Origin of the sequence: Burkholderia sp. SRS-W-2-2016 (assembly GCF_001931485.1) — a bacterium.
Classification (GTDB): Bacteria; Pseudomonadota; Gammaproteobacteria; order Burkholderiales; family Burkholderiaceae; genus Paraburkholderia.
In genome coordinates, this window is sequence record NZ_MSDV01000028.1 from 43,044 (window position 1) to 57,231 (window position 14,188).

The 14,188-nt window shown below is 63.6% G+C and carries 14 protein-coding genes; 2 read left to right on the forward strand and 12 right to left on the reverse strand.

What is annotated here, in order from left to right; genetic code table 11:
* Positions 1-61 precede the first annotated feature (61 nt).
* Positions 62-913 carry a gamma-glutamylcyclotransferase family protein gene (locus BTH42_RS14175; RefSeq protein ID WP_256702019.1) on the forward strand — a complete coding sequence of 284 codons (852 nt, stop codon included), beginning with the start codon at positions 62-64 and terminating at the stop codon, positions 911-913.
* 75 nt (positions 914-988) lie between these two features.
* Positions 989-1,927 carry a helix-turn-helix domain-containing protein gene (locus BTH42_RS14180; RefSeq protein WP_075300337.1) on the forward strand — a complete coding sequence of 313 codons (939 nt, stop codon included), beginning with the start codon at positions 989-991 and terminating at the stop codon, positions 1,925-1,927.
* 68 nt (positions 1,928-1,995) lie between these two features.
* Here BTH42_RS14180 and styD read toward each other — a convergent pair whose 3' ends face one another.
* The 12 genes from styD to BTH42_RS34840 form a co-directional block, all read right to left on the reverse strand.
* Positions 1,996-3,474 carry a phenylacetaldehyde dehydrogenase StyD gene (styD, locus tag BTH42_RS14185; RefSeq protein WP_075300339.1) on the reverse strand — a complete coding sequence of 493 codons (1,479 nt, stop codon included), beginning with the start codon at positions 3,472-3,474 and terminating at the stop codon, positions 1,996-1,998.
* Between the two features lie 35 nt (positions 3,475-3,509).
* Positions 3,510-4,034 carry a cytochrome c gene (locus BTH42_RS14190; protein ID WP_256702020.1) on the reverse strand — a complete coding sequence of 175 codons (525 nt, stop codon included), beginning with the start codon at positions 4,032-4,034 and terminating at the stop codon, positions 3,510-3,512.
* On the reverse strand, positions 4,031-4,537 hold the full coding sequence (locus BTH42_RS14195; RefSeq protein ID WP_075300341.1) for a cytochrome c: 507 nt from the start codon (positions 4,535-4,537) through the stop codon (positions 4,031-4,033). Before BTH42_RS14195 ends, BTH42_RS14190 begins: the two co-directional genes overlap by 4 nt.
* Complete coding sequence (locus tag BTH42_RS14200; RefSeq protein ID WP_075300343.1) at positions 4,534-5,082, reverse strand: methylamine dehydrogenase light chain; 549 nt, start codon at positions 5,080-5,082, stop codon at positions 4,534-4,536. Before BTH42_RS14200 ends, BTH42_RS14195 begins: the two co-directional genes overlap by 4 nt.
* 37 nt (positions 5,083-5,119) lie before the next feature.
* Entirely contained in the window at positions 5,120-5,755 is a 636-nt protein-coding gene (gene mauD / locus BTH42_RS14205) for a methylamine dehydrogenase accessory protein MauD (RefSeq protein WP_075300345.1), read from the reverse strand.
* The gene (locus tag BTH42_RS14210; protein WP_075300347.1) at positions 5,755-6,321 is read right to left on the reverse strand and encodes a MauE/DoxX family redox-associated membrane protein; all 567 of its coding nucleotides are present in this window, start codon (positions 6,319-6,321) and stop codon (positions 5,755-5,757) included. Before BTH42_RS14210 ends, mauD begins: the two co-directional genes overlap by 1 nt.
* 13 nt (positions 6,322-6,334) lie before the next feature.
* Complete coding sequence (locus BTH42_RS14215) at positions 6,335-7,453, reverse strand: amine dehydrogenase large subunit (RefSeq protein WP_372237264.1); 1,119 nt, start codon at positions 7,451-7,453, stop codon at positions 6,335-6,337.
* 292 nt (positions 7,454-7,745) lie between these two features.
* Positions 7,746-8,216, reverse strand: coding sequence for a hypothetical protein (locus BTH42_RS14220; RefSeq protein WP_256702022.1), 471 nt, complete (start codon positions 8,214-8,216; stop codon positions 7,746-7,748).
* Positions 8,217-8,353: 137 nt separating this feature from the next.
* Positions 8,354-9,229, reverse strand: coding sequence for a peptidyl-prolyl cis-trans isomerase (locus BTH42_RS14225; protein WP_256702023.1), 876 nt, complete (start codon positions 9,227-9,229; stop codon positions 8,354-8,356).
* A 25-nt stretch (positions 9,230-9,254) separates the two neighbouring features.
* Positions 9,255-11,042, reverse strand: a complete 1,788-nt coding sequence (locus BTH42_RS14230) for a ShlB/FhaC/HecB family hemolysin secretion/activation protein (RefSeq protein ID WP_075300573.1) — start codon at positions 11,040-11,042, stop codon at positions 9,255-9,257.
* An 8-nt stretch (positions 11,043-11,050) separates the two neighbouring features.
* Positions 11,051-13,072 carry a filamentous hemagglutinin N-terminal domain-containing protein gene (locus BTH42_RS14235; RefSeq protein ID WP_075300571.1) on the reverse strand — a complete coding sequence of 674 codons (2,022 nt, stop codon included), beginning with the start codon at positions 13,070-13,072 and terminating at the stop codon, positions 11,051-11,053.
* A gap of 481 nt (positions 13,073-13,553) precedes the next feature.
* Positions 13,554-13,988, reverse strand: coding sequence for a hypothetical protein (locus BTH42_RS34840; protein WP_143752049.1), 435 nt, complete (start codon positions 13,986-13,988; stop codon positions 13,554-13,556).
* Positions 13,989-14,188 lie beyond the last annotated feature (200 nt).

Genomic DNA, 14,188 nt, shown 5'->3' on the forward strand with positions numbered 1-14,188 from the left:
GTTGCTCGCCGCCCCGACTGCGACGATCATCTGCGATACCGCACTGGCCGGAGACCCGACGATGTCGCAAATTGCGAAGCTGTTTCGAGCGTTACTGGTGGTCACCGCGTTCGTCGGCGCGACCGCGCATGCGCAACCTGCCGACTTCTGGGGCAGCCGTCTTCCCGACCCGCCTACCCAGTTCATCTTCGGCTACGGCTCTCTGATCAATTCGCCGTCGCGCGAGGCCACCGCCGGCAAGCCGGTGGCGGCGATTCCGGTGCGGGTGTCGGCGGCATTCGGCTATGTGCGCAGCTGGAGCGACCGCGCGCGTAGCGGCTTTACCGCGCTCGGCCTGCGACGCCCGTTCGACGGCGAAGCGCCGATGACAATCAATGGTGTGATCTATCCGGTCGCCGGCAACGACATGTCCGCGTTCGACGCACGCGAAAAGGGCTACGTGCGCATCGAGGTGCCGCGCGCGCTGATCGAGGCCGTGTCGTGGCAACAACTGCCGGCCGCGGGCACCGTATGGGTCTACGTGCCGAAAGCCGACGGCAACGCGCCCGGCGAAGGTCTGCCGGTGCCGGACGCGAATCATCCGCTGGTGCAGTCGTATATCGATGTCGTGATTGAAGGCGGGCTCGAATACGGGCCGGAATTCGCGCGCGAAATCATCGCGACGACCCGCGACTGGAGTTCGTACTGGCTCAACGACCGCACGCTCGCGCGCCGGCCGTGGGTCTTCGACAAACAGTTCGCCACCGTCGACGCGCTGCTCGCCGCCTCGGCGCCCTGCTTCGCGAAACGGGCCTTCTCCGAAGACTATGCGGCCGCGAATATCGCGAGCGCCAAACGCAAGGGCGCCGGCAAGCCAGGGCCATCCCGGGCTTGCGAAGACGCTGCCGTCCCTGCATCCTCGCAATCTCATTAACCGACCAAACGGTCGGCGAAAGAGCCACTGGCCCGCCGTCCATCGTTCCGTCCCCGCGAGTTATCCGCAATCAGCATGCAGCTCGAGAACCACACCTTTACCGACGCCGGCGAACACGCGGCGCTGCTGTCCGGCTGGGAGCAGCAGTATTTCCAGCTCGATTGCGGGCCCTTTCACAGCCGGCTCCAGCAGATCGGCACGCATGGCGTCCACGTGTTCCACGAGTCCGCAAACGTGCGGGTCGTGCAACGCGGCAGCACGCCGAGCGACATGCTGGTGTTCGGCGTCGTGCTCGACGGCAACGCGCCGGTGACGTTCGCGGACCGCTCCGTCACCGCGGAATCGATGATCTGCGCGCGCGCGAATCGCGATTTCGTGCTGCATTTTCCGAGTGAAACCGCGCTGCTCGGCGTCGGCGTGAGGCTGCCGCTTCTCGACGAACACCCGCGGTTGGCGCAGCGTCTCGAACGGTTGATCGCCGGCAAGAGTCCGGTGCTGCCGCTCGCGCAAGCGGCGCGTGAGCAGTTCACCGCGTTGTGGCGCGACATCACCGGCGAAGCGCTCGCGCTGAACGCGTTCGCGCAGCCCGAACTCGGGCAACGCCAGGTGTCGGCGCGGATCCTCGACATGCTCGATTCGCTGGTCGAAAACGGCTTTGCCGACGAAAAGGCGGATATCACGTGGATGTCGCATAGCACGGTGGTCGCCCGCGCGCACGAGATGATCGTCGCGCGGCCGCTCGAAGCGGTGACCGTACTGGAGTTGTGCGAAGCGCTGCGGCTCAGCCGGCGCACGGTGCAGACGAGCTTTCGTCTGGTGACCGGTAAATCGCCGGTCGAGTACATGCGCGCGATTCGTCTGAACCATGTGCGCCAGTTGCTGCGCACCACGTCGGCCGCCGAACTGACCGTGCGCGACGCGGCGCAACACTGGGGCTTTTTTCACTCGGGCCACTTTACGCAGCACTATCGCGAGCTATTCGACGCGATGCCGTCGGACAATCGGCCTCAATAGGCGCCGCAACTTGACAGCGTTAACGCAAAACGCCGGGACATGTCCCGGCTTTTTGCTTCTGTCGCCGATCAATACGCGAAGCAGACCGATTTCGTTTCGGTATACGAATCGATGATCGCGCGGCCATGCTCGCGCCCGACGCCCGACGACTTGAAGCCGCCGAACGGCAACGCCGGATCGACCATGTTGTGCGAGTTGACCCACACCGTGCCGGCTTCCATCCGGTCGACCACGCGCAGCGCCTTGTCGAGCTGGTTGGTCCACACGCTGGCGCCGAGGCCGTACTCGCTCGAATTGGCTGCGCTGATCGCTTCCTCCAGGTCGTCGTACGGCATCGCGACCAGCACCGGGCCGAACACTTCCTCGTTGACGAGCGACAACGGCTTGCGCGCTTCGTTGGCGACCACGGTCGGACGCACGAAGTAGCCGTCGCCGTCACGCGCGCCGCCGCCGGCGATCACCTCGCCGCCCTGCGCGCGGCCCTCGGCGATCATCCCGACCACCTTGTCGCGATGGCGCGCGGACACCAGCGGCCCCATCTGGGTCTTTTCGTCGAAGCCGGAACCGAGCACGAGGCTGTTGGCGACCTGCGCGACGCCGTCGACGATCTGCGCGTACATTGCACGCGGCACGTACAGGCGCGAGCCGGCCGTGCACACCTGGCCGTGATTGAAGAAGATCGCGTTGGCCGCGCCCTCGATCGCCTTGCGCGGATCGCAGTCGTCGAGCACGATCACCGGGCTCTTGCCGCCCAGTTCCAGCGACACGCGGCGGATATCGCGGCCACACTGGGCGCCGATCAGGCGCCCCACTTCGGTCGAACCGGTGAAGGTGACCTTGTCGACGTCAGGATGACGAACCAATGCCGCGCCCGCGGTCTCGCCGCGACCGGTGACGACGTTCAGCACGCCGGGCGGAAAACCGGCTTCGAGCGCGAGTTCCGCGAGCCGGATCGCGGTGAGCGGGGTTTCCTCGGCGGGCTTGAGCACCACCGTGCAGCCGCACGCGAGCGCCGGCGCGATCTTCCACACCGCCATCAGAAGCGGGAAATTCCACGGCACGATCGCCGCGACCACGCCGGCCGGCACGCGCTGCGTCGACGCGCGGTACTGCACGCCCGGCGGAAAACTCAGCGACAGGTCGACCGTGCTGCCTTCGATCTTGGTCGCCCAGCCGGCCATATAGCGCAGCCATTGCGCGCTGCCGCCCACTTCGAGCATGCGCGAAAAGCCGAGCAGCTTGCCCTGGTTCAGGGTCTCCAGCGCGGCGAGTTCGTCGCCGTGCTGCTCGACCAGATCGGCCAGTTTCAGCAGCAGGCGTTCGCACGCGGCCGGCGGCATCCGACGCCATTCGTTCGATGCGAACGCGCTTTTCGCGGCCGCCACCGCGGCGGCGACGTCCTCGGCGTCGCCGTCGGGGACCTGGGCGATCTCGCGGCCGCTGGCCGGGTCGTAGACCGCGAAGGTCTTGCCGCTGCGCGCGGCGGTGGCCTCGCCGCCGACGATCATGCGGGTCGGGAGGTTCGCAAGCAAGGTGTCGAGATTCATGTCTACTCCTGATTTGTCTGAAGCGAGGTCGAGCTTTAGTACTGCTGCGCGACCGCCGTATCGCCGTTCTTGTGCAGCATGTCGATCAATGCCGCGCGATGTTTCGCGACATCGGTGAGCGCGGGGCGCCGCTTCGCGGCCACTTCCTGCGCGGTATAAGGCTTGAAATCCGCGGGCCGGGTGTCGGCATTCTTCGTGTCGATCAGCCAGTTCAAAACATTCGCCAGCTCGGCATCGCTGAGCGCGGAATTCGATGCGCCCGGCACCCGCATCACGAACTCGCGGCCCTCGGCCACGCGCACGAAATGGCCCATCGCGCCCGTCAGCGGCGGCACCTTGCCGGGAATGCCGTGCGCGTCGCCGGTGTGGCAGCCCATGCAATTGAGCGTCCACGCCTCGCGCGCGCTGGCCGCGTCGTAGCCGCGCGACGTGGTTTGTGTGGCGGTCGGTGCCGCGGCTTCGGGCCCGTTGCCGGGCCCGGCCGCATACACGTCGACGTACGCGGCGAACGGCGCGCACAACAACAGCGCGAGTAGCGCGCGCGCACGTCCGGTCGTCATAGCCCGATGCTCTTCAACGCGGCGTCGCGATGCTCGCGCACCTGCGCGCCGTCCATCTGCGTCGCGCGCATCGCCTTTACCTCCGCCGCGGTGAACGGCTTCGCGCCCGCATGCTTCGGATTCGTGTCGAACACCACGTAATTGAGCACGCTCGCGAGGTCCTCGTCGGACTCGGTCTTGAAGCTCGGCATCTTGAAGTTGTAGGTCTTGTCCTTGATCGTGATCGTGCCGAACATCCCGTTGAGCACGGTCAGGCCAAGTTGCGTGCGACCTTGCGGGGTCGCCGCGTAGCGGCCGGGCAGCTCGGTGAGCGCCGGCGCGAGACCGTCCTGGCCCTTGCCGCCGGCCTGGTGGCAGACCGCGCATTTGCTGTCGAAGAACGCTTTGCCCGCTGCGTGCTGGACGTTCTGTGCGAACGCGTCGGCCGCGCCGAGCGCCGCCAGCGTCGCGCACAACGTCGTCGCCAACTTCGCGAAGCGGCGGCTAAAAACTGTCGAGGTCATTGCTGCGCCACTCCAAGCAGGACGGATACCGAGCAGTGATAGTTCGCGTTGCCGCTCGCCATGCACCAGTTGATGTCGTTATTCAGCGAGAGCTTGTACAGCGGCTTTTCGCGTTCGTTGCGGTTGCAGAAGCAGCGGCCACACGAAGTTTTGCCGCAGCAGTCGTTGTACGACACGATGTAATCGGTGCCGTCGTGCGGATTGCGGCAGGTGCCGATCCACGTGATCGGCGACGGCGAGGTGCCCGGCGGGCAACTGCTCGACGTGCCGCCGCAGCAACTGCACAACCAGCCGTCGATCGCGCAGTAGCGCCAGTAATCGCAGCTATACGGGTCGTCGCTTTTGCCGGCGCCCGGCGCGCTCGCCGCACCCGGCGCACTCGCGGGCGCCGCGTTGTTCGCCGCGAACGTGCGGTCCACCGGCAGCAGCGGCACCAGCGCCGAGCCGACCAGCGCGCGGCCGAGCGTGGCCATCGCGCCGCGCCGCGAGCTGCGCTGCGCGACGTTGCGCGCCTTCAGCTCGAAGAATGAGTCGAACCATTTCATGCTTGTCGTCCTGTCGTTCTGATTCGTATTGACGTGCTCAGGCGTGCTGCTCCGCGTGCGATGCGTGCGCGGCGTGGTTGTGGTTCTCCGCGTGGACGAACTCCTGCAGCGAAGCAACGCCGCGCTCCTTCGCCTCGAACAGGCTTTCCAGGTGTTCGCGCGAATTCACCAGACCCTTTGCGCGGACCTTGCCGGTTTCATCGAGCAGGAGTGCGTACGGAAGCTTGCCGATCTGATAGGCCATCCCGAGTTCTTGCGACAGCACGTACGGGAACTGGCCGAGGCCGAGCTTCTTGTAGAAGGCCGCGTGTTCGGTGGTGTCGCCGTCGCTGGCGAGCACGATGTCGGTCGCGGTTTCGCGCGCCTGGATCGATGGCAGCAGCGGCAGCAGCTTCTTGCACACCGGGCAGCTCGGCGACAGGAAAAACACCAGCGTGCTGCGGCCTTTCGGCGAGATGCCGCCGACCTTCACCTGGCGGCCGTCGAGCGCGCCCAGTTCGAACGACGGACCGACCGTGCCGACGGCCGGACCTTTATCGATCATCAGCGCGCCGACCGGCATCATGCGTTCGTACAGAATGCCGATCTGACGCACCAGCGCGAGTGCGATTGCGCCGAGCGCGAGCAGACCGATCCACAGCAAGACATTCGAGACCAACAGTGCGTTTTCCATTACGAGTTCCTCAGGTGATTCAGCTTCGGACGGTTGACGAGCAGCACGTCCACGGTAAAGAAGGCAGCCACGGCGACGAGCGTCGCGCCGAGCACGCTCAGATAGTCGAACCAGACGACCGCGCGAGTGCTTTGCGGCACGCACACGAGGACCGCGAGTGCGGCGAGCAGCAGGGAGCGCGCGACATGCGCCCAGCCGATCGAGTGCGATACGTGAGTGCCGGACTGGCGAAAGCCGTTGCAGCCGCAGTCGATATCGGTACGTCCGCGCGCCACGTTGATTCCGAGCGCGAGTGCGAACAACACGAACAGCGCGGCGAGCGCGGTGGCGCCGAACACGCGGGTGGCCGGCACGAGGGCCGCGAGCACCGCGCCGATTTCGGCGAGCGGCAGCATGAAAGCGACCGGTGCGACCAGCACCTGCGGCAGCAGCGCGAAGCCGGCGACCGCTTCGCGCAGTTCGGCCTGGCGCGCGAGCTTCGGCAGCGCGAGCGTCAGCGTGACGATCGATGTGATCGCGAGCGCGGCGGTCGAGACGACCGGATCGATGGCGAAAGTTGGATTCATCGTTTGGGCTCCGTCACGGATTCATCAGCAGCGACGCGGTCGAGCCGATCTGCTTGTGCACGCGCTGAAGCTTGCCCGTCGCCGCGTCGGCGACGATCACGTCCGAGGTCGTCGTGATGCCGTAAAAGAGCGGATGCGCGTCTTCGCTGACCTGGATCGACAGCAGCGGATCGATCTTCTGGTCCGCGAGTTTCCAGCGCGCGATGCGCTTGTGGGTCTTCAGATCGAATACCCACACCTCGCTGGCGGGGTCCTTGTGAGTGTCCGGACCACCCTCGTGCATCGCGACGTACAAACGCTGGGTCGGCACATGCAACGCGGTCTGCTGCAGACCGCCGGGACGCCAGCCGGCCTTCGCCTCGTCGGCCGTCACCAGCGGCCACGACGCGCCGAACACCGGAGCCGCGCCGCTGAAATCGGCGCTGCGCACGTTGCCGTTGAAGGTCGTGAACCAGTAGGTATTGCCGCTGCGCGACGCGTTGACGAAGGCCGGATCTTTCGCGACGTCGATGAATGGTTCGGAGAGCTTGCGGCTTTTCTCCTTGCCGTTCGCGCCGAGCACGACCGTCAACGCCTTGCCGCTTTCGCACAGGGCCGTGAAGCGATCGTTACCGGACGGATAGGCGAGCACGCAGCCGTCGGTATCGATTTCGCCGGCCACTTTATGGGTGGCCGTATCGACGACGGTGACCGAGGTCGCGGGCGTGATGTTCGACACGTACAGCCACTTGCCGTCTTTAGAGAGCGACGTGTTGTACGGCGACGGCACGCTTTGCGCGTGCTTGGCCGGAATCACGATTTCGCCGGTGATTTGCAGCGTCGTGTTGTCGGTCATCTCGACGACATCGGTCCGCGTGCCGTGCGAGCCGCGCGCGAAGTAGCTGGTCGCGACGTAGCTCGTTTTGTGATCGGGGCTGATCGCAAGTCCCGGCGCGAAGCCCGCGTTGATCTGCCCGAGGATTCCTTCGCGGTTCGCGTCGAGCACGTAGGTACGCGCATCCGTCATCGAACTGAAGTTCACGTCCACCACATACAGGTGGTGCGGGCTGAACGGCGGCATCTTCGCGATCGTCAGGTCCTCGGCTTTTTCGACTGCAAGCACCTGGGCCGATATCGCGGCACTGCCCGCCATCAGCAGCGCCCATTTCCATTTTCTTGACATCTCTTCTCCGCAAGAACATTCGTTGTGGCCTTGCGAAAAATTAACCGTACAGAAACCGGGAAACAGCTCCCAAATCGGCAAACGATCGGGAGTTTTTTTACGTCTTCCTTACGAAACGAAGAATGCGCTTACAGCACGATGCGACGCATTTTTCGATTGCGATGAATAGCGGGGTTGACCCTGAGATGGATACGCATACGGCACACGCGGTGCATGCGACGCATACGACGCATCCGGATGCGAGCGCGGCGCGCGGCAGCGTTTAAACGGGTTGCCGGATTGGTGAGCCGCTGGAGTGTTCGAGGCCGGGTACGCACGCTTCGAAGTGGGCACGCGTGCCTAGCAGGCGTCTTGGCAGCAACACCGCTTCGGCCGCGTTGATCACTAGCAGCGCGACGTTCACACGCCGGTCCGTATGGCGAATCACCGCGAAGCTGTGGCCCGGCAATTCGCCATTGAAACGCGGATCGGCGCGCGTGATGTCCTCGTCGTCGTGCAGACCTTCGAGTTGCGCACCGGGGACCACGCACCAGCATTCGGGAAGCCGCACCAGCATGTCGGTGACGTCGCCGAACTCGGAAATGATCGCCGCGTGCGAGTCGGGCGCGCGCCGGAACCAGAGCGGCTTATCGGTCGCCTCGACGTGTAAGGCCGCGACCGGGAAGAGGAGAAAACCGTTGTCCATGGATGGTGAATAGCGGGTGGTCGCGCGATCGGGTTGCGGTTGGATCATCGCGCGAAAACGGCGGGTGTGGCTATTCCTCGGGTGAACGGTTTGCCGATATTGGAGGTTGGGGTGGGAAGAATGCCGACGCGCGCTCAGTGAACGCGCTGTCGTCCTCGGTTCGCTGAGCTATCGGCGCCGAGACCTTATTGCTGGATCGACGCGCCCTTTATCTGGTTTCCCGTAAACTGCGCCGCAGCCTTTTCAATAGCGAGCGTTTCCAGCTGTTTGCGCATCGCATCCTTCGTCTGGTCGAATGCCGGCACCTGCGTTGGACGCTTTGCGTCCAGCTTCACGATCAACCACACGTTGCCGACCTGAACCGGCTGAGCCGTCGTTCCGCCCACGGGCAACTTCGAGATCGTCTGCGCGAGCGCCAGTGGCAACCCCTGCGTCCGGCCCTCGGTCACCGGCACCGGAAAACTCAGCCATGGCATTTCGCCACCGTTCGCCTTGGTCGGCGCCACGCTGTAATCCTTTGCCAGCGTCTCGAACGGCTGGCCGGACTTCATCTTGTCGAGAACCTTTTTCGCGGTCACTTCATCGCCGACCGTGATGATGCGAGGCTTGAACTCGTCCTTGCCGAGCGAAGCGGCGATTTGGTCATAACGCGCCTTCACCTGCGCGTCCGTCACCGGCTCAGGATGAATGCTGTCTTTCAGATACAACTGGATTGCGGTACCGACCTTCGCAGCGGCAGGTGCCTGCAGCACTTCCGGCTTCTGATCGTAGTGCGCCTTTTCCGCGTTCTGCCACAGCACCTCACGCGTAATCAGCCCGCTTTTGAGCATCTGGCGCAACTGCGGCGTATCGGCTTGCCCAGTCCTGGCCGTGACTATCCGCACGGCATCGTCGAGTCCGCTCTTCGGCACGGCCACGCCATTGACGACGGCCACGCTGCCGACGGGCAGGCTCGATGCTGCATCGGCGGCGTGCGCAAACGACGGTGCGAAGGTGCTCAGTGAGACCGAAGTAAATGCGGTCACACAAACGGTGCGGATCATGCTGTCGAGTCGGAACATCGGGTACGCCTTTTTCGAAAAATCGTTAGAAAGACCAGTTGATCGTGCCGAGCGCGAGCGTCGACTTCGGGCCAATGGCCGCGGGCCGGCAAAGCTGCCGTCCGATCAGCCCCTCGGCCGAGAATTGCTGACGGTGCCACTGCCATTGCGCACGCAGGCCCACCCCGGCGCCTGCTAACGTCGAGAATCCTGGCACCGCAATGAGATCGGCTTTGCCCGCGTCGAGGAATACGTAGGGTTCAATGCGGCCGTCATGCCAGACCGGCACGTTCACCCACGCCAGTTCGTTGCGCGAATAGACGCCCCGGTCGCCCGCAATGTCACCCGACCGGAATCCCCTGATCGTGTCCATGCCGCCCAAGTACAGCTGGTCGGTGCCATAGAGCGCTACGTTGGTGTACTGCCCTCCGAGCGCGCCTCGATACGCCAACGCGGCGCGCCCCAGCTTCGGCAGCGGCACGGTCCAGATCGCCGTCGCGTCGAACTTCGTGAACTGCGCATGCGCGTCGGTGCGCGGCGCATCCGCTCCATCATGATTCGCGCCGAACCACGGCAGGCCTTGCGAGAGACCCGCGTCGACCGTGACGTTGCCCTGCGCATCGTTCAGCACGAAGCGATGCAGCCAGTTGCCTCCCACGCGCAGCACGGCCACGCGCTGCGGATCGAGATCGTTGTTGTTAATCTCGCGATCGGTGCGCCGCCACGAGAGCGTTGCGTCGAGCGCGGTGAGGTCGGATGCGGTACGTCCAAGCTGATAGTTCCAGCCAAAGATGTGACTGAGCGTGCGTCCATATTCGAGCGCCGTGGTGCCGACGAGCTGCTGGTATTCGGAATCCGACAGCGTGTAGCTGAACGTATTGCGGCCCCACGGAATCGCGAACGAACCGACGAGCGCATTGCTCTCGATACTGTCGATATAGTTCAGGCTCAGCGACTCCTGCAGGCCGATCAGGTTATCGGCCTCGACGCCCGCGCGGTAGCGCGTCACACCCGTCGATGCAGCACCGTAGTTGTCCACGCCGAGCGTGTAGTACGTGCGGTCGCCAGGCGTGTTGTTGATCGCGATCACCGATTCGCCAACGGCCTGTCCTGGCAGCACCTGCACGCTCGCCTGGTTGCGGCGCAGCCGGTTGATCTGCGCGACGCCCTGGTCGATGTCGGCGAGCCGCAGAGGATCGCCTGGGCTCGTCGGGAATGCGTTCTGGTAGCCCGCGTCGGTCAGCCATCCACCGCCGGCGGAGGTTTGGTTCGTCGCCAAACGGCGGATAGGCTGGCCATTGACGGTGAAGGCTTCGATCACGCCCGTCTGGATCACGACCGTCAGCGTTCCCGAGCCGATGTTCTGAGGCCCGAGTACCGCCCGGGTCGTCACGTATCCCGCGGATACATACGCGTTGGTGAGACGCCGCAGCAACACGTTCAGACGGTGCGAGCCGATCTCGTGACCGGCAAACGCCGCCGTGATCGCATCGAGGGTCGACCGCGCTACCGTGGTCTGTGCGACTTGCCGGCCGTCCGGTCCGGTCAATACGATCTGCCTGACCGGGAATGTCGGGCCGGGTTCGGGAATCTGGTCGACCGGGGTGTCCAATGGGATATTCAGCGAGATATCGTTGCCAGACGGCGCAACGCTGATCTGTGCCGGCGGCTCGGCCAGTTGTCTCTGACGCGCATTCTCGCGCTGCTGGTCGATCAGTTGCTGCGCCGGATCCTGCACAGGGCGCGGCGCGATCGGCGGGGGCGTCTGCGCGCAAACGTTCGTTGCGACGGCAAGCGCCGCGGGAAGTGCGGCGTGCCGCCAGGTCTTCTTCATCTGCATCGTCAGAACCACAACCACGTTACCAGGCCCAGGTGCTGACCGATCTGCACTGGCGTTCTCGAGGGCGCGCGCAGCGTCGTGAGCCGGCCGTTGACGCCGTGCCCGCCCGAGATATAGCCGCCGTTGATGATCGCGTCGCCGGTAAGTCTCACGAGTCCATCCGCGGTGAAGCCGCCGCCGATGTCCATCGCGATCAATTGCGCCCACGTCGAGCCGAAGAACGCCTTGAAGCCGCGATCCTGGTTGATCGACGAATAGCCTGTCACGCCCGTCGCGTAGGTGAGCGGCGCGTCGACCGTGAGGTCGCCGTGCGCGTAGACATTCCCGCCAAGGTTCGCCGCGCTGGAGCCCGCCTTGATTGCGACGTCGCCGCCCGCCTGGATGGTGCCGCCCCATGGCGTCACGTTGCTCGACGCACTGCCATGGCAGAAGATGAAGCAACTCTGCGAGTAGCTGGCCTGCCCGGAAAACACCGCCGCGTTGGTGAAGGCGTCCTGTGCGATGACGCTCACATCGCCATCGTTCGACTGAATGACGCCTCCCGAATTAGTGACGTTGCGCCCGGAGATCAGCACGTTGCCGCCACTCGACGCAATCGTTGAAAGTTGCTCAGGCTCGGTGACCGTACCGTAGTCGACGTTGAAACCGCTCGACGTATGGCGGAAGAACAGGAAGCGGCCCGCCGCATCGGCGTACGCCACTGGGGTGCCACCGTTGACGCCGCCGGCATGGTCGATCATGTTGCTCACGTCGCCCTGTGCAGCGAGTATCACGTTGCCGTTGGCGAGAAGGCGTGCGTTGTCGTTGGTGATATCGCCTTGCGCGTTAAGGAGTGCCTGGCCATTCGCTGAAAACAGGATGCCGAGATTTGCGGCATCCGAGCGGTTCGTGATGCCGCCGCCTGCGTTCAACGTCAGGTCGCCGCCCGTGAGCGTGCCGTCGGACTTTACGAGACCCGCCTGAACCAGGCTGCCGGTGTTGGTAATCTCCCCTGCGGCAGTCAGCGTGACAGCATTGCCTGCGGTGACCATCGAGGAACCCGAGACGCTGTCCGAGATCGCGATACTGCCCGCGCTGATGCCGATGTCGTGGTTCGCTGCGATGTTCGCGCCCTGCACTGACGCCGCGCCGGAAGTCGTCAGCGCCACGTCATTGGCCGCAAGGATTGAGCCGCCGGCGACCGTGATGTCGCCGTTGGCCAGTACCGCCACATCGCCCGCCGTCGCGTTAAGCGTTCCGGCACTGCGCACGCCCGCGCCCTGATCCGTGACGATGAGCTGCACGCGGCCCGCGGTGAGGCCGCCAGCCTGCGTGATATCGACCGCATAGGCCGCCCCCTGCACACCAGGCGAATTCAACTCGACAAGCCAGTCGTGGCCGTTGTCGGACGGCGAAAGCCCGGTGTCCCAAGTTGTCGTGCTGCTGCCGGTAATCGTTCGGACGCCGCCGGTCGAACTGGAATAGTCGTTCGTGACCGGACCATTGATAGCGAGTTGCTTCGAGACGAGGTCAAGGTTGATGAGCGTGCCCGAGAGTCCACCTGCACCGATCATGATCGCACCACCGTTCGTTGTCAGCACGACGTTGCGCTGGATCTGTCCCGGCGCAAGTGTGATGTCGTTGAAGCTGACCTGACCGGTGGAGAGCACCACGTGGCCAGCATTCACGAACGACCCGCCGTCGACCGTGATGCCGTTGGGGTTCGCCAGGATCACGTTGGCGCGCTGTCCCAGCACGTTGACCGCCCCCTGGATCAGCGAGGGATTCGTGCTGGTTACCTGATTGACGATGGTACGGGCGTTGATGCCCGCGTTGTTCAGGTCCGCGCCCGCTGATGACACGTTGAACGAGTGGTACGTGTTGTTCGACACGCCGCCTATCGCCGGCGCGATGGACACGGTCTGATGACCGTTCGCTGATGTCGAGACGCCTGTCGCTGTGGCGCCGTCTGGGACGATCCCCGCGGCATTTGAATCCATGTGCGTCAGCGCGAGCACGAGCCCGACGCATAACGGCTTCAACATCATTGAGCCATTCAAGCCGAATCGTGATTTTCTTTTCTTCGTTTTTCTCATTTTTCCATCAAAACCGAGTACCAACACCGCATCCGCCCAAACCGCCTCCGTTACTTGCGGAGCCGGCGCAACTGAGCGCTCCGCACGCAGTGGTCAGCAACGCAACCACTACGGCAATCACGATTGATCGCAATACAGACTTCATCGGGCTCGTTCTCCGACATTTCGATCGGACAGCCGAGCGGGAACGCCATGTATCGGGTGCAACCCGAGCTGTCGCGTTCCAAAATGAAAGCAAAAAAGTCCCGTAGCGAACGCCCCCACTCCAATCCCAAACGCGATCCAAAAATACAAATTAATGTCAAATACCTCGAATGCTTTGCCCAGACCCAGCATTCCAATTGCGAAAAAGGCATTGCCCGCATTGATTGAAGCAACGCACCATAATTGACTAAATTTCATTCGAGTACACGGGGTTGAAAACGCGTGGTCATGCGGGTATTGAGCGGATAGCAGATCGGCCTACGTTGCTATCCGGGCTTCGAAGTTCATCAGGCGCGGCAACGAACACAAACTGCGACATAAGACAGAGTAGGAAGCCGAGCAACATTGCTGTTCGCTTAGTTGAGAAGAAGGCACTTTTCACCTGGACGCGCCGCGAGTATTCACCCGCCCGGGCGATGAAGTAGGTACCGATCACCGTACCTGGAGTAGGCTCGTTTATCGCGTACTTGCTCCCTTGAATAAATCGTGCAAGCAGACCACCGCCAACAAATGCCGCCGCGATATGCACATAGCCAACCAAAGCTGGCTGATTAACCCCGTCGTAGGTTCTAAAAATCACGAGGTTAGCGTAAGCAGATATCGCAGAAGCTGCGAGGCAGCAAAGACCCGTGATCGTCCATGATCGTGAGATTTTCTTCACCGTTAAACTTCCAGTAAAACTGCATCGTCCTCAGGCCCAATTGCCAGCACCCAAATCGTCCTCGATCTCACACAGTGATGCACACGATTTTTTCCGTTTTCGACTCAATAATATTAAGCAATGCAAATTCGATTGATGCCTTGTAAGTCGTTCGCGCCGATGCTGCGGGCGGCTGGACCGATGGTCAGCGTGTATCCCGT

Excerpts from the sequence above, each read along its gene's own strand:
- BTH42_RS14195 (WP_075300341.1), bottom strand. The coding sequence starts at position 4,537 with ATGACCTCGACAGTTTTTAGCCGCCGCTTCGCGAAGTTGGCGACGACG.
- BTH42_RS14210 (WP_075300347.1), bottom strand. The coding sequence starts at position 6,321 with ATGAATCCAACTTTCGCCATCGATCCGGTCGTCTCGACCGCCGCGCTC.
- BTH42_RS14230 (WP_075300573.1), bottom strand. The coding sequence starts at position 11,042 with ATGAAGAAGACCTGGCGGCACGCCGCACTTCCCGCGGCGCTTGCCGTC.
- BTH42_RS14220 (WP_256702022.1), bottom strand. The coding sequence starts at position 8,216 with ATGATCCAACCGCAACCCGATCGCGCGACCACCCGCTATTCACCATCC.
- BTH42_RS14225 (WP_256702023.1), bottom strand. The coding sequence starts at position 9,229 with ATGTTCCGACTCGACAGCATGATCCGCACCGTTTGTGTGACCGCATTT.
- BTH42_RS14235 (WP_075300571.1), bottom strand. The coding sequence starts at position 13,072 with ATGTTGAAGCCGTTATGCGTCGGGCTCGTGCTCGCGCTGACGCACATG.
- BTH42_RS14215 (WP_372237264.1), bottom strand. The coding sequence starts at position 7,453 with ATGGCGGGCAGTGCCGCGATATCGGCCCAGGTGCTTGCAGTCGAAAAA.
- BTH42_RS14175 (WP_256702019.1), top strand. The coding sequence starts at position 62 with ATGTCGCAAATTGCGAAGCTGTTTCGAGCGTTACTGGTGGTCACCGCG.
- BTH42_RS14190 (WP_256702020.1), bottom strand. The coding sequence starts at position 4,034 with ATGACGACCGGACGTGCGCGCGCGCTACTCGCGCTGTTGTTGTGCGCG.
- BTH42_RS14180 (WP_075300337.1), top strand. The coding sequence starts at position 989 with ATGCAGCTCGAGAACCACACCTTTACCGACGCCGGCGAACACGCGGCG.
- styD (WP_075300339.1), bottom strand. The coding sequence starts at position 3,474 with ATGAATCTCGACACCTTGCTTGCGAACCTCCCGACCCGCATGATCGTC.
- BTH42_RS14200 (WP_075300343.1), bottom strand. The coding sequence starts at position 5,082 with ATGAAATGGTTCGACTCATTCTTCGAGCTGAAGGCGCGCAACGTCGCG.
- mauD (WP_075300345.1), bottom strand. The coding sequence starts at position 5,755 with ATGGAAAACGCACTGTTGGTCTCGAATGTCTTGCTGTGGATCGGTCTG.